This window comes from Pedobacter sp. 22163, assembly GCF_052045595.1.
Taxonomy (GTDB): Bacteria; Bacteroidota; Bacteroidia; order Sphingobacteriales; family Sphingobacteriaceae; genus Pedobacter.
In genome coordinates, this window is the sequence record NZ_JBQEPM010000005.1 from 352,991 (window position 1) to 372,034 (window position 19,044).

Annotated in this window: 20 protein-coding genes; 11 read left to right on the top strand and 9 right to left on the bottom strand. The window is 40.4% G+C overall.

Going from position 1 to position 19,044, the window contains the following annotated elements; translation table 11 throughout:
* Nucleotides 1–86: 86 nt before the first annotated feature.
* The 3 genes from ACTJKN_RS15450 to ACTJKN_RS15460 form a co-directional block, all read right to left on the bottom strand.
* The gene (locus tag ACTJKN_RS15450) at nucleotides 87–1,673 is read right to left on the bottom strand and encodes a DHA2 family efflux MFS transporter permease subunit (RefSeq protein ID WP_440826353.1); all 1,587 of its coding nucleotides are present in this window, start codon (nucleotides 1,671–1,673) and stop codon (nucleotides 87–89) included.
* Between the two features lie 79 nt (nucleotides 1,674–1,752).
* Nucleotides 1,753–2,730, bottom strand: a complete 978-nt coding sequence (gene trxB, locus ACTJKN_RS15455; RefSeq protein ID WP_440826355.1) for a thioredoxin-disulfide reductase — start codon at nucleotides 2,728–2,730, stop codon at nucleotides 1,753–1,755.
* A gap of 50 nt (nucleotides 2,731–2,780) precedes the next feature.
* On the bottom strand, nucleotides 2,781–3,206 hold the full coding sequence (locus ACTJKN_RS15460; protein ID WP_440826358.1) for an OsmC family protein: 426 nt from the start codon (nucleotides 3,204–3,206) through the stop codon (nucleotides 2,781–2,783).
* A 375-nt stretch (nucleotides 3,207–3,581) separates the two neighbouring features.
* On the opposite strand from ACTJKN_RS15460, the gene ACTJKN_RS15465 reads away from it, so the two are divergent.
* On the top strand, nucleotides 3,582–4,070 hold the full coding sequence (locus ACTJKN_RS15465; protein ID WP_440826360.1) for a hypothetical protein: 489 nt from the start codon (nucleotides 3,582–3,584) through the stop codon (nucleotides 4,068–4,070).
* A gap of 201 nt (nucleotides 4,071–4,271) precedes the next feature.
* On the opposite strand, the gene ACTJKN_RS15470 is transcribed toward ACTJKN_RS15465, so the two are convergent.
* Complete coding sequence (locus ACTJKN_RS15470; RefSeq protein WP_440826362.1) at nucleotides 4,272–4,868, bottom strand: Crp/Fnr family transcriptional regulator; 597 nt, start codon at nucleotides 4,866–4,868, stop codon at nucleotides 4,272–4,274.
* Nucleotides 4,869–5,195: 327 nt separating this feature from the next.
* Between ACTJKN_RS15470 and ACTJKN_RS15475 the strand changes: the two genes are divergently transcribed.
* The 5 genes from ACTJKN_RS15475 to ACTJKN_RS15495 all read left to right on the top strand — a co-directional run bounded on the left by ACTJKN_RS15475 (nucleotide 5,196) and on the right by ACTJKN_RS15495 (nucleotide 9,137).
* Nucleotides 5,196–5,765 (top strand): redoxin domain-containing protein, encoded by a 570-nt coding sequence (locus ACTJKN_RS15475; protein ID WP_440826364.1) that lies wholly within the window; start codon nucleotides 5,196–5,198, stop codon nucleotides 5,763–5,765.
* Nucleotides 5,766–5,798: 33 nt separating this feature from the next.
* Nucleotides 5,799–6,752, top strand: coding sequence for a CPBP family intramembrane glutamic endopeptidase (locus ACTJKN_RS15480; protein ID WP_440826366.1), 954 nt, complete (start codon nucleotides 5,799–5,801; stop codon nucleotides 6,750–6,752).
* Nucleotides 6,721–7,329, top strand: a complete 609-nt coding sequence (locus ACTJKN_RS15485; protein WP_440826368.1) for a Crp/Fnr family transcriptional regulator — start codon at nucleotides 6,721–6,723, stop codon at nucleotides 7,327–7,329. The genes ACTJKN_RS15480 and ACTJKN_RS15485 overlap by 32 nt, the downstream gene beginning before the upstream one ends.
* Nucleotides 7,330–7,372: 43 nt before the next feature.
* Nucleotides 7,373–8,071, top strand: coding sequence for an alpha/beta fold hydrolase (locus ACTJKN_RS15490; RefSeq protein WP_440826370.1), 699 nt, complete (start codon nucleotides 7,373–7,375; stop codon nucleotides 8,069–8,071).
* A gap of 223 nt (nucleotides 8,072–8,294) precedes the next feature.
* Entirely contained in the window at nucleotides 8,295–9,137 is an 843-nt protein-coding gene (locus tag ACTJKN_RS15495) for an alpha/beta fold hydrolase (RefSeq protein ID WP_440826372.1), read from the top strand.
* Nucleotides 9,138–9,352: 215 nt separating this feature from the next.
* Here the strand turns inward: ACTJKN_RS15495 and ACTJKN_RS15500 are convergent, their stop codons facing one another.
* Nucleotides 9,353–10,234, bottom strand: coding sequence for an NmrA family NAD(P)-binding protein (locus tag ACTJKN_RS15500; RefSeq protein ID WP_440826374.1), 882 nt, complete (start codon nucleotides 10,232–10,234; stop codon nucleotides 9,353–9,355).
* A 74-nt stretch (nucleotides 10,235–10,308) separates the two neighbouring features.
* Here ACTJKN_RS15500 and ACTJKN_RS15505 point away from each other — a divergent pair, with 74 nt between their 5' ends.
* The 3 genes from ACTJKN_RS15505 to ACTJKN_RS15515 all read left to right on the top strand — a co-directional run bounded on the left by ACTJKN_RS15505 (nucleotide 10,309) and on the right by ACTJKN_RS15515 (nucleotide 12,497).
* Nucleotides 10,309–10,695 carry a winged helix-turn-helix transcriptional regulator gene (locus ACTJKN_RS15505; RefSeq protein WP_440826376.1) on the top strand — a complete coding sequence of 129 codons (387 nt, stop codon included), beginning with the start codon at nucleotides 10,309–10,311 and terminating at the stop codon, nucleotides 10,693–10,695.
* Between the two features lie 333 nt (nucleotides 10,696–11,028).
* Nucleotides 11,029–11,607, top strand: coding sequence for a TetR/AcrR family transcriptional regulator (locus tag ACTJKN_RS15510; protein WP_440826378.1), 579 nt, complete (start codon nucleotides 11,029–11,031; stop codon nucleotides 11,605–11,607).
* A gap of 98 nt (nucleotides 11,608–11,705) precedes the next feature.
* The gene (locus ACTJKN_RS15515; protein WP_440826380.1) at nucleotides 11,706–12,497 is read left to right on the top strand and encodes an SDR family oxidoreductase; all 792 of its coding nucleotides are present in this window, start codon (nucleotides 11,706–11,708) and stop codon (nucleotides 12,495–12,497) included.
* A gap of 301 nt (nucleotides 12,498–12,798) precedes the next feature.
* Here the strand turns inward: ACTJKN_RS15515 and ACTJKN_RS15520 are convergent, their stop codons facing one another.
* The 4 genes from ACTJKN_RS15520 to ACTJKN_RS15535 all read right to left on the bottom strand — a co-directional run bounded on the left by ACTJKN_RS15520 (nucleotide 12,799) and on the right by ACTJKN_RS15535 (nucleotide 16,612).
* Nucleotides 12,799–13,167, bottom strand: a complete 369-nt coding sequence (locus ACTJKN_RS15520) for a chorismate mutase (protein ID WP_440826381.1) — start codon at nucleotides 13,165–13,167, stop codon at nucleotides 12,799–12,801.
* A 193-nt stretch (nucleotides 13,168–13,360) separates the two neighbouring features.
* A complete protein-coding gene (locus ACTJKN_RS15525) occupies nucleotides 13,361–14,743 on the bottom strand; it encodes a mercuric reductase (protein WP_440826382.1) in 1,383 nt (460 codons plus the stop codon).
* Nucleotides 14,744–14,967: 224 nt separating this feature from the next.
* Nucleotides 14,968–15,750: an adenylate/guanylate cyclase domain-containing protein gene (locus tag ACTJKN_RS15530; protein WP_440826384.1), complete on the bottom strand. Its 783-nt coding sequence runs from the start codon at nucleotides 15,748–15,750 to the stop codon at nucleotides 14,968–14,970.
* 226 nt (nucleotides 15,751–15,976) lie between these two features.
* Nucleotides 15,977–16,612 (bottom strand): Crp/Fnr family transcriptional regulator, encoded by a 636-nt coding sequence (locus ACTJKN_RS15535; protein WP_440826386.1) that lies wholly within the window; start codon nucleotides 16,610–16,612, stop codon nucleotides 15,977–15,979.
* A gap of 396 nt (nucleotides 16,613–17,008) precedes the next feature.
* On the opposite strand from ACTJKN_RS15535, the gene ACTJKN_RS15540 reads away from it, so the two are divergent.
* A complete protein-coding gene (locus ACTJKN_RS15540; RefSeq protein WP_440826389.1) occupies nucleotides 17,009–17,599 on the top strand; it encodes an RNA polymerase sigma-70 factor in 591 nt (196 codons plus the stop codon).
* Nucleotides 17,600–17,712: 113 nt separating this feature from the next.
* Nucleotides 17,713–18,849, top strand: coding sequence for a FecR family protein (locus tag ACTJKN_RS15545; RefSeq protein ID WP_440826390.1), 1,137 nt, complete (start codon nucleotides 17,713–17,715; stop codon nucleotides 18,847–18,849).
* Nucleotides 18,850–19,044: the final 195 nt, after the last annotated feature.

Below are 19,044 nucleotides of genomic sequence, written 5' to 3' on the forward strand. Positions count from 1 at the left end.
AAAGAAGAGCTGCATAATGCACAGTAGCAGAGGATCCTGATCAACAAAGTAGTTCTGCCGCAAAATTGTGCGGCAGAAAATAAGGATCAATGAGCTCCGGCATCTGCAAGTGAAATTTTCCGGGCCGACTTTTTAACGAATATCAATACAAAAGGGATACAGATTAAAAAGAGCACTGCTATCCATAAAAAAACATCCATGTAGGAAAGCAGAGTTGATTGTTTTTGGACAGTTCCTTCAAGCACGGTATAGGCAGCCTGACGCGCACGCCATACGTCCATTCCCTGTGCCTGAAAACGCAAGGTTAACAGGCTGACCCGTTCCTGCACTGCGGGATCTGTTGAGGAAAGGTGACTGATCAGTGCAACGCGGTGCTGCTGGGACTGACGGGAAACAAAAGTAGTTATCAATGCTACACCAAAAGCACCTCCGAGCTGACGCAACATACCGGTTAGGGCTGCCCCCTGTCCTATCTCTTTACCCTCTAAAGTCGATATTGACATTGCAGTAACGGGCACATACAATAATCCCAAACCCAGGCCACGTACGAACAGTACCCAATAAAGATTGGACGCGCCGGTCTGAAGGGTCAGCAGGTGGTAAGACCAATAACCGTAAATAAAAAAGACAGCCATTCCCAGCACGATGAGATATTTGGCCTGCACTCCACGTTGGATCAACTGCGAGACCAGATAGACAATTACAGCAACGAACAAGGTACCCGGCAGCAAGAGCAGGCCTGACTGAAATGCACTCCACCCCAACAATCCCTGGGTATATAGTGGAAGTACGAATGTTGTACCGAAAAGACCAAAGCCGATAAGGAAAGTAAGTATTGAGCCAACACGCAGATTCGTATCCCTCAGTACCCGAAGTTCAACAATCGGATATTTATATTCCAGCTGGCGCCACACAAATAAAATAATACCGAAAACCGCCACAACGGTAAGCACGATTATCACTTTGCTGCTGAACCAATCATCTTCCTGTCCTTTCTCCAGCACATACTGAAGTGATGCAACCCCAGCAGTAAGTAAAATAATACCTAACCAGTCAACCTGGCTTGCAGGCCTCTTTTCCTCGTAGCGCGGGCTTTTGATGTATCGAAGTGTTAATAACGCAGCTACAATACCGATCGGTACATTGATATAAAAAATCAGTGGCCAGGAATAATTATCCACAAGGTATCCGCCAAGGGTCGGGCCTATCGTGGGACCGATAATCAGGCCCAATGTATATATCCCCTGCGCAATTGCCCTTTTTTCCCTTGGCCAGCTTTCTGCAATGATAGTCTGGGAAGTTACCAGTAAGGCTCCGCCACCTAGGCCCTGTATAAACCGGAAAACAACAAGCTCCCATATACTGGTTGCGTTGCCACAAAGAAATGAACAAATGGTAAATATTAAAATTGAAAAGGCAAAATAGTTACGTCTTCCAAACTGCTGGGAAAGCCAACTGGTCATGGGTACTATGATTACGTTGGCAAGTGAATAGGCGGTAATTACCCAGCCAATTTCATTGACAGTTGCACCCAGATTTCCGCGCAGGTCATTAAGCGCTACATTTACAATAGTGGTATCGATAAGTTCGAGCATTGCACATACGACCGCTGTAATGGTGATTATGATGCGCCGTGTTCCATATTCGACAAGTGAGTCTGTAATTGTTTCCATGGTAAATATTAAAAAATGCGAAAAAGCTTTCATTGCCTGAAAGCTTTCGCGGAAGTGATATATTTAGTGAACGGTTTGGCTAAGCTGTGAAAGCGGCTGCCAGGTGAATTAAAGATGAATCCCGGGATGCCAAGAAGCGTTCTGCATCCAGGGCAGCCATGCAGCCGGTTCCTGCAGCAGTCACGGCCTGCCTATATCTTGGATCCTGGGCATCCCCGCAACAGAACACACCTTCTAAAGCTGTAGCGGTCGATCCAGGTACAGTTTTGATATAACCTGTTTCATCCATTTCCAAAGATCCTTTGAAAATTCCGGTATTGGGCTGATGGCCAATGGCTACGAATAATCCAGACACTGGGATATCCATCTCTTGCCCAGTCTTATTGTTTAATGTTTTGATACCGGTAACGTTAAGGCCGTCACCAAGAACCTCCAATGTCTCGGTATTGAATATCACCTCGATATTAGGCGTATTTAATACGCGCTCGATCATAGGCTTTGAGGCACGGAATTCATCCCTGCGGACCAGCATGTATACCTTATTGACCAGTTTAGAAAGATAGGTTGCTTCTTCTGCAGCTGTATCACCTGCACCAACAAGGGCTACATCCTGTCCTTTGAAGAAAAAGCCATCGCAGACCGCACAGCCCGAAACTCCAAATCCATTATATCTGGCCTCCGATTCGAGCCCGAGCCATTTAGCGGATGCACCCGTTGAAATGATAATGGTCTCGGCATTTATTTTTTTTTCATCATCGATAGTCACCTCATATGGATAGGAATTGAAGTCGACTGCACTGACATGTCCGAAACGTATATCTGTTCCGAAGCGGAGAGCCTGTTTATGGAAGTCATCCATCATTTTGGGACCTGTTATCCCTTCAGGATATCCGGGAAAATTTTCAACCTCCGTTGTTTGGGTAAGTTGTCCTCCCGGGTTCATTCCTGTATACATTACCGGCTCCATGCCTGCGCGCGCTGTATATATTGCCGCTGTGTAGCCTGCGGGGCCTGATCCTATGATCAGACATTTGATCTGTTCTGTTATTGACTGCATGATAGATTAATTTAAAAGCGACGGTACTGGACCGTCGCAAAATCTGATAACTAGATTTGATAATTTACGGTAAGACCGATAGTTATGCCTGCAAGGGCTTTGGAAATCACGCAGTTCTCCTTTGCACTAAATGCCTGCTTTTCAAACTCCTCTGATGAGAGACCTTGGATTGCTGTCGCATTTAGTTCAAGATCAATGTGACTTATGCCCCCTTGGATCATATCCAGTGTTACTGCCGCTGTGGTATGCATCTCACCGGGTACATGTCCCTGCTGAGACAACGCATAGACGATAGCCATGGTGAAACAGCCGGCATGTGCCGCTGCTAGTAATTCTTCGGGATTGGAACCTATACCGTCAGCAAAACGGGTATTGAATGAATATGGTGTTTCGTTTAGTACACCGCTCTGGGTGGTTAAATGGCCATGACCTGATTTAAGGTCTCCTTGCCATAAAGCTTTTGCTGTTCTTTTCATGATTTTAACTTTTGTTGGGTCAAAAGTCCATTTTGTAACAGCGTGTTTTTTTCACTTAAGTTAATTACAGAAAAAAAACTGAGCTAATTTAAATTAATACTTTTTTTAAGTTGTATATTGATAGCATCAAACATTCAGCGGAAACGAATCCACGCATTCAATGGGCTTACTGCAACATTATCATTCAGGTTTAATTACACTGCTTTGACCGATAAAAATTGTTAGGCCGATCGGAAGAAAAGGTGATTAATTTGCTAAAACAAGTGCCTTAACAGTTTTATGGAGAGGCTGTTCCAAAATATATGATCAATTTAACTTAAGTGAAAAAAAAGTATTTTACTATCATCCATTTTTGCCGAAACAAAATTTAAAAAAATGGGATTATCAAATTTAGGCATTTTTCATACCGCAATCGGTATCATTGCCATTATCGCAGCTTTAATATCATATGGAAAGTATGGAAAAATCGGCCTTGCGAAAAAAAGTGGAAATATTTATTTTTTCGGGACGGTTGTTACATCTTTAACTGCGTTGGGACTGAGTAAACATGGCGGTTTTAATCCGGGCCATATTTTATCCCTATTGGTATTGGTCCTAGTGGCGGCGGCATTTTACCTTCATAAAAAAAGGCCGGAAAGCAAAAGGGGGCGTTATTTCGAAAACTTTTTCCTTTCCTTTAGTTTTTTTCTGTCAATGATCCCTACGGTCAATGAAACACTTACCCGTGTTCCTTTGAGTGCTCCTTTAGCTAAAGGACCTGGTGATCCTTTGGTCGGTAAAACATTGCTGGTTATACTGATTCTGTTTGTAGCAGGTTCAATTTATCAATATATCAAGCAAAAGAAAGCCAATAGCATTATCTAAAAATTTTCCGGCAAGGGCCGGAATTATCCGATGTATCAAAAATTAAGGGAACCATCTGTTGAACGGTTCCCTTGAATACTTGTTATATACCCAGCCGGTCAGATACGCTAGCATTGTAACAAGGTTAAATAAATCGGCAAATTTACTGCTTCTGATTATCCGTACGGACAAAAGAAAGTACCATGACATTCATCATTGAACTTAAACCTGAGAATCTTTTAATCTTTTTCTTATTCGGCTCAGTGAGGGGTTTGTTATACCAAGAAATGAGGAGATATGATAAGCTGGAATCCTTTCAACAATATTTGGATGCTCTTCTAACAACCTCTGGAATCTTTTTTCATTTGAGAAAAACATAAATTCTTCCGTCCGTGATTGGGCATAGGCAAAGAAAGTCTCAGCTAAGAGTCTACCGAACTTGCCCCAGTTGGGATTGGTTTCATAAAGACCGTTTAAATCCTGATAGGATATAAATATGACCTCTGAATCTTCCATTGCTTCAATAAAATACCAGCAGGGATTCTGTGAAATAAAACTTCTGAAGGAAACTACGAACTGGTTTTCCGAAAAAAAGAAAAGATTTTTTTCTTCATCCGAATTTGGATCCCTGTAATATATTCGGAAGATTCCTTTCACTACCAGTCCAAGGTCGTTACAGACCATGCTTTGCATATTGAAAAAATCCCCTTTGGTGATCTTTCTGGGTTTCCAAAGCGGCAGGCTTTCTGCTATGTCCTTATCTGTTAATTCGGCAAAATTCCGTAGATATTGCGTGAGGATTTCATTTTTTTCGATCATGGCATATGTTTATATGTTCAATTGATGTATACCATTATTACCCAATAACAGTAAATCAGATCAAAGTTCGCATTTGAAAAATGCTGGAAATTTAACTTAAGTTAAAATTATAAAATTATTTTAACAATACATTCGTCAATCCATGCTCAGGCGCAGTAAGATAAAAAAAGGTTACAAATCTAAAACAATCACAATCCTGTGAACAAAAAAACTCAGATTAACTTAAGTTAAAAATTATATGGTTATAACGTTCGAACTTTGTTTCAAATTAGCAAACTATTGATCCAGCCGTTAGCCAAATGCAAACCGGCAATAACTAAGATTACCATGCCATTATTCGAAAACCAACCGGCTCCTGATTTTCAGGCCACAGACATTTTGGGAAACAATATCAGTGTCAGCGCATTGAAAGGAAAAAAAATCCTGCTTACATTTTACAGGCATGTGGCCTGCCCGTTCACAAACCTTCGCTTTCTTGAACTACAGGAAATGGAAGATTTTTTCAGGGATAAGGGACTGGTGATGCTTGCCATATATGAGAGCAGCATTGAGAACCTGAAGCGTTATACTTATAACGAATCATTTTACGGCCAGATCATCGCAAACCCGGAATATGATCTTTATACACTGTACGATATCGAGGTGAGTAGCGTAAAGATCCTGTTTTCAATGTATAAGGGCGCATTTGCAAAAGCAGCAGAGGGAAAAAGACGATTTAAGGAACAGTTCTGTCCTGAAGGAAGGCCAAATGTGCTGGGTGGAGAATTCCTTATCGGGGAAGATGGTTACATAAAATATACTTATTATAATCAATACTTAGGGGATAATATGGCCGTTAAGGATATCATGCGTTTTGCAAATGATGAAAAAATGGATGTAAAAAGAATCATCTGTTAGCGGGGACATTAGCGAAATTACCTTATTTAATATATGATAAAATATTTACCTAATTTCTTTAGGAGGCTATTCTACAATCCTGTAACTGTCTTTCTAATCTTTACGCTGCTTTTCAGCTCGTTCATATGGATATTAACCCTTAGAGCGCCCGATGGAGGCCGTGTTGCTGCCCGTATTTACGGTTATGGTATTATGTGGTGCCCTGCGCTCTCGGCCTGGGTTACCTGCAGAGTTTTCAATTTTAGGATTTCAGATCTGGCCTGGAGCTGGAAGCCCGCCAAATATCTTACTGCCGCCTACCTTTTACCATTGGGTTATTCATCTGTGGCCTATCTGATTATCTGGTGTACAGGCTGGGGCGGTTTTTATAATAAGGCTTACATTTCGGGCCTCGCACATGAACTTGGCTGGGAAAGGCTGCCTTCCTATCTTTTTCTTCTTTTATACCTAGTTGCACAAGGGGTGATCGGAATTTTCAGCAGTATTGCAACCGCATTGGGTGAGGAGATCGGCTGGCGTGGTTTTTTGGTTCCTCAGCTGAGCAGGCGCTTCAGCTTTGGGGCAACTTCACTGATCACAGGCCTGATATGGGCGGCATGGCATTATCCTTTGCTGATCTTTGGCCACTATAATAATGGAACGCCTGCCTGGTACGGTTTAACTTGCTTTACTGTATCGGTCGTTGCCGCCAGCTACATTTACACCTGGTTTACACTGAAGTCAGGTAGTTTTTGGCCAGCAGTCCTTTTGCATGCCAGCCACAACTTATTTATTCAGGCGTTTTTTACCCCGATCACTGTGAACACTAAAGTAACCGCATGGTACTCAGATGAATTCGGTGCAGTCGTGCCTGCAATGACGGTCATAGTGGCCATTTACTTCTGGACACGCCGTAAAGATTTAACCCCAAAAAGTACAGCTGGGCATATTTCAAATCAATCCTCAAACACTAAGAATGAAACAATCTTTATCAAACTGGTACAATAGATTAACGGTTAAATATCCTATAGTTTCTGATCATGAATGGGAACTTCTGGATAGTATGACCAAAAAAAAGGTTATCAAAAAAGGGGAAAGTTTTTTACATCATGGCAGGGTTGCCAGGTATGCGGCTTTTGTCTGTTCAGGACAGTTTAAATTCACGATAGATGATGAAGATGGTAACGAGAAAATTATCCGTTTTGCATTTGAAGATGATTTTATAGCAAACTGTGAGAGTTTTTACAGCAAATCACCTTCAGCTATCCGAATTACCGCCATAGAAGATTCGGAGATTCGAAGGTTTAGCATAAAAAAACTTCAGCCATTATATGATCTCCATATGAGCATTGCATCAGTTAATCTAGACATCTATCAGGATCTTGCAGAAAAAACATTTGAACACCAATACCTGCTATCACTTAAAAGTCCGGTCAAACGTTATAAATACCTTTTGGAAAACCGTCCGTTGATCATAAAAAAAATATCATTGACAAATATTGCCCGTTATCTTTACGTGAGCCGGGAAGCGATCAGCAGGGCAAGGCTTTTTTTACTCAACAAGTCCCAAAACTTTTGTGATTGAGATCACAAAAGAAGCATAGGCTATGATCTAGCTTTGTTTACATATGAAACAGAGCATCATTTTTCTTCACGGGCTGTTCGGTAGCCTAAGTAACTGGCAGAGTTCGGTTGAGTTCTTTAAAAACGATTACAATATTTACGTACCCCTATTGCCTTTATACGATCACCATGAAGATGACCTCCTTGAACATCTCGTTGAAAGCTTGAACGGGGAAATTGAATCCCTTGCACCGGATAAGGTTTTCCTTGTGGGAAATAGTCTGGGTGGCCATCTCGCAATATTGTACGCCCATCGTTACCCAAATAGGGTTGACAAGCTCATCCTAACCGGTAGTTCGGGTCTTTATGAAAATCTCATGATTGGAAGTTTTCCCAGGCGGAGTGACCGTAATTACATCAGGGCGCACATAGAAAATGTATTCTACAAGAGAGAAAATGCCACATCGGAGCTAATTGAGGCAGTGTTCAATTTGCTTTCAGATAACCGCAAATGCTTAGGAATCATAAAAGCAGCAAAAGCTACCCAGAGAAATAGTGTTTCTGATCTCCTACCGCTTATCCAAAAACCTGTCTTGTTGATCTGGGGTGAAAACGACAGGGTTACCCCTCCATCGGTTGCCAAAGAATTTTCACTTTTATTGCCCTCCTCTACCCTTGTATTTTTCAAGGAATGCGGTCATGCAGCAATGATGGAAAAACCTGAAGAATTTAACAAGATGCTTTACGGTTTTCTATCAGCCTAAGTTATCAAATGTTCACCCCAAGGAGATTACCCTTAAATTTCAAATTTCCTTTTGGTTACCTTTTACCTTCATTTGCAGACTGCAGGACGGTTTTATGCCCGCCAATTAGCCTCTTGTTATCGATCGTTACATTTTTTTTAATTTTATTTCAATGGTGTTAACTTAAGTTAAAAACCGGAAATTTAAAACAGCCGATGTTTGTCGAATATAAAAAACACATATTATGACAACTCAACAAAAAAGAAAAATTGCCCGTCCTATGATGGCTTTATTGACCCTTGCTTTTAGCATGGTATTATTGTTCACCGGATGTTCTAAAGATGACCTTACACCATCCCAACAGCCGAAAACATTCGTATTGGTACACGGAGCTTTTCAAGGAGGCTATGCATGGCAGTTTGTAAAAGCGCAGTTAGAAGCCTCAGGTCAGAAAGTAATTGTGGTAGACTTGCCCGGACATGGAAAAGATCAGACGCCACCGGCAACCATCACATTGAAATCTTACCGTGATAGAATAGTTTCAGCTATATCAGGTGTGAATGGAAAGGTTATTCTTGTCGCTCACAGTGCAGGTGGTTCAGCGATTACAGCAGTTGCAGACAGCGTTCCTGAACGCATAGAAAAAATGGTATACATAGCGGCGGCAATTCCCACCAACGGCCAGTCGTTATACGATATTACTTCCATGGATACCAATTCACAGTTATCTGCTGCTATTGTTCCTTCTGCAGATGGCATAACTGGCAGCATACCTGATGATAAGGTTTTCTCGCTTTTTTGTCAGGATGGTACTGAAGAAGTAAGAAGATTACTGATCGCGAACAACAGGCCGGAGCCGACTATTCCGCAATTGGAGAAAATAGTTCTTAAAAACAGCCAGGCAACCTCAGTAATACCTAAGTATTATGTGCATACCACTCTGGACCGGGTTGCAACGCTGGATCTTCAAAAGAAAGTGGCAGCAGCAGCAGGTATCAAAAATGTTTACACGCTGAACTCGGGACATTGTCCTTTCCTATCCATGCCGGATAAAGTAACAGCTATACTTTTACAGGTCATAAAATAAATTTGAAGAAGCTGTATTGGATAAATGTTAAAGTAGATCCTTTTGATAAACAAATTATCAACGTTCCTCATTCCAATCTAGGATATCTTTGACAAAGATTATGAAGTCGAAAAGTTTAACAAATATCCAAATACAAATGAACTTTTTAAACATAAACGTGACCGGAAACCTGTTCCGGTCATGTTTAAATAATGATAATCTCAACTCATTTATCATTAATTGCCCTCACTCCCCAGCTCTTTTATTTTTTTGATCCCTGTTTCATCCATCCACTGCGCAAAACCTGTTAGCTTTGGTATCCAAGAAGATATAAATTTATGATCAATTGGATCATAACCTTCTTTGTCGATCATTTCAACCAATTTCGCAAATGTTTCACTTTGTTGATAAAGTACTTCTAATGGTACTTGTACGAAATTGATTCGCTGGCTCAACTTCTCTTCCAATAAGTTTAAAACCTGTTTGGGAGTCAATGACTCGCCGCCAAAATCAACTGTTTTGCCATCGAATTCCTTGTAGTTTTGAAATATTATCCGTGCAAAAGCCCCAATATCACTAGTGGCAACCCATGGCACTGCTTTTTCTTCTGATAACGGGTTGATAAAGTTACCTTCTGCTAATCCAAAACTTGGCAATAAAAGGTTTTCCATAAAAGAGGCAGGTCTTATCACAGCTCCCTGCAACCCGCTTTCCCACAAATATTTTTCGATTGTAAATTTAAATCTTGGCCTAAATAATTCCTGTTTGTCCGATCCAAGAACAGATGAATAAAGGACAAATTCAACACCTTGTTCCTTTGCTAAATTTATTGCCTGTATTCCGGCATCCGCTTCTTTCTCATCTGTTTCTCTGCTGGAAACCCATACTGGGGGAAGGACCAGATAAAGTCCGTCGACCTTTTTAAATATTTCTCTTAATCCTTCAATATCTTCTAGATCGCCTTTCACCAAAAATGCGCCGGCTTTTTCTAAATTGAGGGCTTCTGGAGAATGAGGATTTCTGGTAAGTGCATACACCTCAAAATTATTTTTTAGCAATTCATAGGCTGTGGCACTCCCTTGCTTCCCTGTAGCACCTGTAACTAAGATTTTTTTCATTTTAATATTGTTTTTAATCAAAGTTACTTGCCTGATTCAATAACTTTGTAATTACTAACCTGGAGGAAAGTATCATGGAAAAGAAGATAAAACCGTGTATAGAAAATGAAAAAATTTTGAAACAAAGATTTTTGGCATTAAGAGATACCCTAGATTTATTAAGTGGAAAATGGCGTTTCGCTATACTTTTAAACTTGCATTATTATGAAAAGCTACGCTTTAAAGATCTTCTTGAGGTATCTGATGGCATCTCCCCAAAAGTACTAACTTCTGAGCTTACCATCTTGGAAAACCATAAACTGATCGAAAAAAGTATCGAATATACACCAACTCAGGATATAACTTACTATCGATTAACCGGCCATGCCCAGGAAATTTGGATTGTCTTAAATACTTTAATTGAATTTGGATTGTCGAACCGCACGGAAATAATCAGATCGTTGCTTCAAGATAAAAATTAACCTCAGGCAAATTCATTTTTTTATTGGTACAGATAATAATAAACCCATGATAATTGATTGAAATTGCCAATAACAACATTTTCAGGATTAATCCTGTTCTATTGCATAAATTAACCGTTCATCAGGGGCTTCAGGTATTTTCCCAATTTCAATCAGAATGCGATAAACTGATCATCACGTTTCAAATTTCTAATAGCAAGATATAATGTAGGCCACTAAGTCATTTGTTATGATGCTTTTGGGTAACTTTTTTTTTAAAAAAAATTCAATGATGACACTAATCTGAAACAATTGTTTCAAATTAGTGCTACGTTTGGGGATAACAATGTAGCTATGGCAAGAAATGTTGAGTTTAATGAGAAGGACGCCGTAAAAAAAGCAATGGAGGTTTTTTGGGAAAAGGGGTACAATGGTACCTCGCTCCGTGATCTGACCGATGCGATGAAGATAAACAGCAGTAGCTTGTATAATACGATTGGTGATAAAAAAGAATTATTTGTTAAGTGTATTGCGCTTTATACCGAAACAAGAGAAAAAGATTTAATCCAGAGGGAAAAAAGTAAAGCTTCAGCACTATCCATCCTCACAAAATACATTGAAGATTCTGTAAAAATTGTTATCATCGAAAAAAATGGCTGTCTTGCGATTAAAACCGCATTTGAGGGCGCAACAGACGATCCAAGGATCAAAAATATGATTAAAGACGATAACGATAATAATTATAGGTTTATAAGCCATACCATAGCCAAAGCGATGGCTGTAGGGGATATATCCAATGATGAGAGTCCAGAACTACTTGCAGATTTCTTTATCAGCGTATGGACGGGCTGGTACGAATCTTATTTGATTCATAGAGATCCGGTTAAAATCAAAAAAATGGCTCAATATTTTATCAAACAAATCACGAAATAATCTTTTTTTTATAACATTCTGAAACAATCACTTCAGAAATAACCCAACACATCAGCTTAAATTCTGAAACAATCAATTCAAAATTATTATTTAAAAACATGAGTAAAGAAAATCAAAAACAGGAATTGCAGGGCAAAATCGCCCTGGTAACCGGTGGCACCAAAGGAATTGGTAAAGCAATCGCCGACAGATTGTCGAGCAATGGGGCAAAAGTGATCGTAACCGCAAGAAATCTACCAGACGACTTAGATTCCGAACACTATTTTATAGCAGCAGATGTTTCTTTGCCTGAAAGCGTAGCCAGTGTGGCAGAAGAAATTACCACAAAGTTTGGAAAGGTTGATATCCTGATCAATAACGCTGGTGCAAACAAAGCTCCAGCCGGAGGTTTTAGTGTATTAAGTGATCAGGATTGGAGCAATGCACTTGAAATGAATCTTTTTACCTCCATCAGGTTCGACAGGGCCTTTCTTCCAAAGATGCTGGAACAAAACAGCGGTGTAATTATTCATATCTCATCGGGTGTAGGGGTGCTACCACTTTGGCAGACCACCATGCCTTATGCTGCCGCCAAAGCCGCACTTAACAATTACAGCAAGGCACTCTCTACTGAAGTAGCTGCAAAAGGTGTACGGGTAGTCACCGTTTCGCCCGGGGTAATAAGTACCGGATCGATGGAAGCATTTTTAAAGGACTTAGCTGAAAAATCAGGAACCAGTGTTGAGGAAATAACAAAGCAGCTTATTGCCCAAATTGGTGGAATCCCATTAAATAGAATGGGAGATACCGAAGAGGTTGCGAACTTGGTGGCTTTTTTGGTATCGCCCGCAGCATCATACATTACCGGTCAGAATTATGCTATTGATGGTGGTGCTAAGCCGGTAGTTTAATTTTAACGGACCAAGCCTATAAGTCTCAAATCAGTAGTAAAAAGATTTATAGGCTTTTTTCTTCAAAGCATTTATTTGTCGCAAGTGTTATTCACAAGTCATATTAATGAAAAACAATTTGCCATCTTCATTTTTGATCTTCCAGTTGTACATTTTAGTTCTGTTTAGAATGATATATGTCTAAAAAAACAGTCGGGCAAATTCAGTAATACATATTGGGCGAAAAGTGGCATCTATACTTATGGGCGCTGAAAAAAATTAAAAAAAGCTGGCATTTCTTGTCAGCTTTTTGATTTAAAAATTAATTTGAATTATTTGCGGCTTTGCTTTCGATCCTAAGACTTTCACGGTGGATAGCATTCATGAGCTCGGCAACAAATTCCTCAGATAAACCCTGCTTCATCCCGCCTTTGACTGCATTTCTCAGTACTTCCTGGAAGCGGGAAGTCTGTAGCGCCGGGATGTTATTCTTGGCTTTGTATTCTCCAATCTCCTTAACTAGTTTTTCCCTAAGGGCTATCGTTTCAATAATTTTATTATCCAGGGAGTCAATCATTTTTCTGTTGATCTCTAGAACTGTAACAGGTCTGGCAGTTACTGCCTGTGCTCCAGCTGAGCCGCATGCAGTAAGGCTTATGATCATCGTAAAAAAGCAAAAAGTTTTTTTCATAATTAAAGGGATTTCAGGTTAAAAATGTAAACCCATTGTGAAGATTATTATCAGTAAATAAATCTGGGAAATTATCGGGTAGAGCTAAACAGTTTATAAGGTTTAGCCAACATAAAAAGCTAAACCTTCATGATCAGTTTAAAGCATTTAGATGCTTATTGATCCCGCAATAAAGGATATATGTGTTCTGAACTTAATCCTCTAATTTCATAAATAAATTATTTAATGATTCGGAAAAAGTTGGGTGGGCGAAAATAAAATATTTGAGTTTATCATAAGTTATACCTCCCGCCATTGCCATTTGAATTACGGTCATAATTTCGCCGCCCTCCTCTCCCAATATTGCTGCACCAAGGATCAACTTGCTGTTGGCATCTACAACCGCTTTCATTACACCAAGAGACTGGCCGGTTTCTACCGCCCGCGCAACATGTGCCATAGGCATTTTTGCCACTTTTATATCATAGCCCCGATCCAAAGCCTCTTTTTCAGTCAGTCCGATCCGTCCGAGCTGAGGATCTGTGTACATACAATATGGTAATGGACGCTCCAGGGTATTTTGGTCCGTCCCCTCGAAAAGGTTCTGGTAGACCAGCACAAAATCATTGTAGGCGATATGGGTGAATGCAGGTCCACCGTTGACATCACCAAGGGCATAAATTCCTTTCACATTTGTCTCCAGTTTTTCATTTACCATTACAAAACCCTTACTGTCCAGCTGAATTCCAGCCAGTTCAGGAGCAAGTCCCGCGGTAGAAGGCTTTCTTCCAGTTGCCACCAGAACATGAGAACAGTAGATTTCCTGTTGTGTCCCTTCTATGATAACCGTTGCCTTGATCCCTCCATTATGATTCTCAAATTTTACCGCCTGGGCATCAGAATAAAGATCAAGCCCCTCATCAGTTAATATCCGGGTCAGTTCTTCAGAGATATCCTCATCTTCCCGGGCTAGGAATCTCTTGCCCCGTTCTAAGACCGAGACTTTACTACCAAAGCGATGGAACATCTGTGCAAATTCCAGCCCTACATAATTACCTCCAAGTACAAGTAAATGCTCAGGTACTATTTCAGTATCCAATAACGTGGTTGACGTAAAGTACCCAACTTCTCCGAGGCCTTCTATTTGGGGAATAAATGGTGTGGTACCTGTATTGATGAAAATCAGATCTGCATGAATTTCTATTTCGCTACCGTCATTGCGTTTAACCTTGATGGATTTAGGTCCTGTAAAGATCGCCTCGCCAAAGATAAGATCAAGATTTTCCGTTTTCTCCATTGCTTTCTGGCTTCCGTTTCTCCAGCTCAGAACAAGTTCTTCCTTTCGCTGCCGCACCGCCTTCATATCGACACGTGCACTCTCAACATATACACCTAGTTTGCTTGAATTTTTAGCGAGAAAAGCAGCCTTTGCCGATCCTATCATTGCCTTCGTCGGCGTACAACCGTCATTTACGCAGGTTCCCCCAACGAAGCGTCTTTCAATAAGAGCTGTCTTTTTACCGGCATTGGCAAGCTTTCTGCTTAAAGGTGATCCGGCCTGTCCCGACCCGATCACTATGGCATCATAATATTCCATATTTATCATTTTTGTAAGGTAAATTTCGGAAATACAATCATGATACTTTTTAACTTAAGTTAATCTAACCTAAAGAAATGGATCGGACGAGATTTAATCCTTATAAAGTGAAAGAACCTTTTAGTACAAAAATAAATGAAGGACTAAAAGGAAATAGCAAGAAACACCTGTTCCTGCTATTTTTTTGACATTAAGGGAGCCGGTGGAAGGATTTATTGGTGTAGCTAACCCGCGATAGATAGCCAGTACAGAAAATCATCTGATCCATTTTTTTTTCTGGGTACGCCCGAATATGGCTTACCGGCGAGCCAAATGTTCTGTGGCTGATCGATTCCCTTAAACTGGACGTGATCCAAACGCTCCCAACTATCCTTTAACTTTTCCGGAGCAAGTAATCGGTAAAAGTCATCCGAGAGGATAAGGTCATTATCAACAATTTTGGTTTCCAGCTGCAGCCGCGCAGCGAGATTGACTGCAAGCCCCATTGCCAAAAGCCCTGAACCCTGATCACTATGATTGACAATAACACGCCCTGCATGAATTCCTACACCTACCTGTAGATCTTTTCCAAAACGTACGTTGTAATATTCTCTGTTCACATGGGAGAGTAGATCGAAGAGCATAATAGCGGATTCGTGTGCCGCATTTGCGGCATTCGAAATATCGGTCTGCAGACCAAAAACTGCATAGAGGTTATCTCCTGAACGTTCAAGCAATCTGCCTCCAAAACCTGTGATCACCCTTCCAAAGAGGTCAAAGAGCTTATTGAGCAGGTTCACTGCCTGATATTCATTTCCTTCCTGTAGCAGACAGGTAAAGTTTCTAATATCCAAAAAGAACACAATAAGTTCCTTTTCCTCCATGAAACCACCATTTTTATTTATGTAGTTTTCAGTTTCCTGGCATAACAATCCATCTGCACGCCGCAAACAATCATCATCCAAAAGTTTTTGAAGAGAGACATGCTCCGGGGGAGCGCTATAAAAATCATTGGCAATATTTTTCATTGTGTAGGTCAATTAAAGGTTCCGTAAAAAACTACGCTATTAGCTCGTATGAATTATCACATTATCAAAGTTCGCGCATTACCACGAACATGTTTTTCACTTAAGTTAAAAGCATTGAGAACCGCAAAATTTGGGCACACCCTTTACCTACCAAGAAAAGGCATAATCATACACAGATCAACAGGGACAAAAATCTGAGATTACAACAAACGGTTCTGGTAGGTCCTCATCGGTTAATCCTTTTGCGCATCCTGCTCAATGATGGGTTGGTTATACCCAAATATGAAGATATGTGATAGGCTCGGATGCGGTTGATGATGTTCGGATGTTCTTCCAAAAGCCTTACAAAACGTTTTTCATGTTTTATAAACAGTAGTTCTTCAGTTCTGGTCTGGGAATAGGTAAAAAAAAGCTCGGCGAGTGTTTTCCCCAAAATTGTCCATTTCGGGCGTGTCTGATAAAGGGAGTCGAGATCCTCATGTGCGATGTATATAATCTCCGCCCCTTCCATCGCCTGGATATAATAATCGCAGCTCGTCTGACGGATGTGATTACGCAGGGACAACAGAAATTGATTTTCCGAAAAAAAATATAGGTTTTTTTCCGCACCTGTTTCCGGGTCAACCAGATACACCCGAAAAATCCCTTTTACAATAAATCCCAGATCGCTCCAAGCTATGAATTTCATATCAAAACAATGACCTTTGGCAACTGTTTTGGACTTCCAGAATGGCTCGGTTTCATCAAGATCCTTGGCATTCATATTTGCAAAGCTGATCAGATGTTTTTTCAGTACATCAAAATGTGCATTCATTCCATTCGAACATTCCTTTGGCTGAAAAGCTGAACGTTTTATTTTCATCCAATATTTTAATTAAAAGACTTTTAAGGTTAATTCCGCAGCCAGCTAAACTAAATCCTTCAGGAATGCAGAAGCCAGTAATTACAGGTTGAGCCTATACAGACTATGCTTAAATACTAAATGGAAACTACTCCTCAAAAACATCCCAACATTTATAGGAGTTTCAAAATCACTAGGGCTACTAACTATAGCCAATCAAAAGCCGATTTACCCTACCCCTACTTTTATAGCAAAAAAAAGTATTAGATATCTGTACGATACAATGAACTGTAATTGATGTTTGAATCACAGCCCCAGGATCAGTTTAGGGACATTGCCTTAGGCAGAAATGGAGCGGTATGTCTTGCCACAAAGGCACATACTGTTAATTTAAATCATTATATTTGTTAACCCAACATGATCACTTATACCACTCAAACCGATATGGAACTTGCAGCCTTATTACAGACTGGTGATGAGGGTGCGTTCAAGGCAATCTATCAAAAGTATTGGGATAAGTTGTTGGTTATTGCGGGAAAGCGACTGGGTGACATCGATGATGCCGAAGAAGCTGTTCAGGAAATATTCTTGAATCTTTGGAAACGTAGGGAGAGGTTTGAGTTAAAAGTGGGATTTGAAAATTATTTTGCTGTAGCTGTCAAGTTTGAGGTAATCAACCGGTTGGCAAAAAGATCGCGGGAGCAGCTGCGTAACAATGCCTTTGCGCATGAAAATCCAAAATATCAGGAGCCGGTTCATGTAGCGTTTGATCTCGAAACCCTCCAGCGGCAGTTAGAAACCACCATAAGTTCACTGCCTCCAAAATGTCAGTTGATTTTTAGGATGAGTAGAGAAACTGATTTTACCAATAAAAAAATAGCCGAGAATCTGAATATCTCTGAAAAAGCAGTAGAAAAACATATAACCCATGCACTGAAATTATTGAAGTCCCGTTTTGGGCCTCTTTTTGTATACATTCTATTGATTTTACCTACATTAAAAAAGTGATACCTCACGATAATAGCTCAGTCAGCAATTTTATTTACAATAATTTAATAATTTCTTTAAAAAAAGGTAGGGTTATTTAACTTCTATTTGGCTTTATATTAAAACGGGCCAATATGCAATACCAAAATCCAACAGAGAGAATCTATTTTCTTGCAGAAAAGTGGCGGAATGGCACTATATCAAAAGCTGAACAGTCAGAGTTTAATCACTGGTACAACAGTTTAGAAAATTCGCTGGAGCTGGAAACGGAAGAATCTATAGAGGAAATGGAGCGCCGGTTATACCAGTCCATTACCAAAAAGGGGAACATACATCCCCAACGAAGTTACCGGTGGCCAAGAATTGTAGCTGTAGCGTCAATCGCGATCCTTCTTGGGATAAGCGGTCTTTATCTTATTACGAAAAATCCTAAAGCGCGGGTTTCTGAAACCGTTTCCAATGATATTGCCCCTGGTGGTAATAACGCTATCCTGACCCTGGCTGATGGACGGAAAATCACGCTTTCAGATGCAAAAAATGGAAGTCTTGCACAACTTCCCGATGTCAGTGTGGTAAAAACTTCTGACGGGAACATATCTTATCAAAAAATTCCATCCAGGCAATTATCCCCACAATCTATGGGCTACAATGTAGTAAATACTCCTTTGGGCGGTCAATACCATTTAACGTTGTCTGATGGGACAAACGCATGGCTGAACGCCGGCTCAAGTATTAAATATCCGACCAGCTTCACTGGTTTGGAGCGGAAAGTTGAAATTACCGGCGAGGTTTATTTTGAAGTGGCCCATAACGCAGCGAAGCCATTCCGGGTTGTTTCTTCAGGTCAGGTAGTAGAGGTGCTGGGAACGCATTTCAATATCAACGCCTATTCTGATGAAAAGAATGTAAGGACAACATTAATTGAAGGGTCGGTGCGTATAAGCGGTGCAAATCAATCAAAAACGATCAAACCAGGTGAAGAGGCTGAATTTAGCAGTAAAGGTATATCTATAGGCCAGGCTGACACTGAAGAATCAATTGCATGGAAAAACGGTTACTTCCGTTTCAATGATGAGAATATTGAAAGCATCATGCGTAAGCTCTCTAGGTGGTATGATATTGAAGTTTCTTTTCAGGGACCGATGTCTTCAGAGGGTTTCAACGGAAAAATCTCACGCTATAAAAATATCAGTCAAGCATTGAAAATGCTTGAACAAACAGGGGCTGTTCATTTTGAAATCAAAGGAAGGAGGATTAGCGTGACGAAATAACTCTACAAACCAATACTCCAAAAAAAGCCATTCCGGGGTCGAGCCGGAATGACCTAAACATGGATCTCCAAATAATCAAACTAACTATTTAAGGAACGCGGAACGCCTGAACCATCTGAAAATGAATAGGCGCGACGTATAAACCCATCCTAAACAAATGTACAAACTTTACCCTAAAAGTTTTGTGCAGCCGAG

Coding starts and splice junctions, on each gene's coding strand:
- ACTJKN_RS15475 (WP_440826364.1), top strand. CDS start 5,196: ATGCCATTATTCGAAAACCAACCGGCTCCTGATTTTCAGGCCACAGAC.
- ACTJKN_RS15460 (WP_440826358.1), bottom strand. CDS start 3,206: ATGAAAAGAACAGCAAAAGCTTTATGGCAAGGAGACCTTAAATCAGGT.
- ACTJKN_RS15500 (WP_440826374.1), bottom strand. CDS start 10,234: ATGAAAAAAATCTTAGTTACAGGTGCTACAGGGAAGCAAGGGAGTGCC.
- ACTJKN_RS15525 (WP_440826382.1), bottom strand. CDS start 14,743: ATGGAATATTATGATGCCATAGTGATCGGGTCGGGACAGGCCGGATCA.
- ACTJKN_RS15530 (WP_440826384.1), bottom strand. CDS start 15,750: ATGAAAAATATTGCCAATGATTTTTATAGCGCTCCCCCGGAGCATGTC.
- ACTJKN_RS15535 (WP_440826386.1), bottom strand. CDS start 16,612: ATGAAAATAAAACGTTCAGCTTTTCAGCCAAAGGAATGTTCGAATGGA.
- ACTJKN_RS15505 (WP_440826376.1), top strand. CDS start 10,309: ATGGAAAAGAAGATAAAACCGTGTATAGAAAATGAAAAAATTTTGAAA.
- ACTJKN_RS15520 (WP_440826381.1), bottom strand. CDS start 13,167: ATGAAAAAAACTTTTTGCTTTTTTACGATGATCATAAGCCTTACTGCA.
- ACTJKN_RS15450 (WP_440826353.1), bottom strand. CDS start 1,673: ATGGAAACAATTACAGACTCACTTGTCGAATATGGAACACGGCGCATC.
- ACTJKN_RS15495 (WP_440826372.1), top strand. CDS start 8,295: ATGACAACTCAACAAAAAAGAAAAATTGCCCGTCCTATGATGGCTTTA.
- ACTJKN_RS15515 (WP_440826380.1), top strand. CDS start 11,706: ATGAGTAAAGAAAATCAAAAACAGGAATTGCAGGGCAAAATCGCCCTG.
- ACTJKN_RS15490 (WP_440826370.1), top strand. CDS start 7,373: ATGAAACAGAGCATCATTTTTCTTCACGGGCTGTTCGGTAGCCTAAGT.
- ACTJKN_RS15485 (WP_440826368.1), top strand. CDS start 6,721: ATGAAACAATCTTTATCAAACTGGTACAATAGATTAACGGTTAAATAT.
- trxB (WP_440826355.1), bottom strand. CDS start 2,730: ATGCAGTCAATAACAGAACAGATCAAATGTCTGATCATAGGATCAGGC.
- ACTJKN_RS15480 (WP_440826366.1), top strand. CDS start 5,799: ATGATAAAATATTTACCTAATTTCTTTAGGAGGCTATTCTACAATCCT.
- ACTJKN_RS15470 (WP_440826362.1), bottom strand. CDS start 4,868: ATGATCGAAAAAAATGAAATCCTCACGCAATATCTACGGAATTTTGCC.
- ACTJKN_RS15510 (WP_440826378.1), top strand. CDS start 11,029: ATGGCAAGAAATGTTGAGTTTAATGAGAAGGACGCCGTAAAAAAAGCA.
- ACTJKN_RS15465 (WP_440826360.1), top strand. CDS start 3,582: ATGGGATTATCAAATTTAGGCATTTTTCATACCGCAATCGGTATCATT.
- ACTJKN_RS15545 (WP_440826390.1), top strand. CDS start 17,713: ATGCAATACCAAAATCCAACAGAGAGAATCTATTTTCTTGCAGAAAAG.
- ACTJKN_RS15540 (WP_440826389.1), top strand. CDS start 17,009: ATGATCACTTATACCACTCAAACCGATATGGAACTTGCAGCCTTATTA.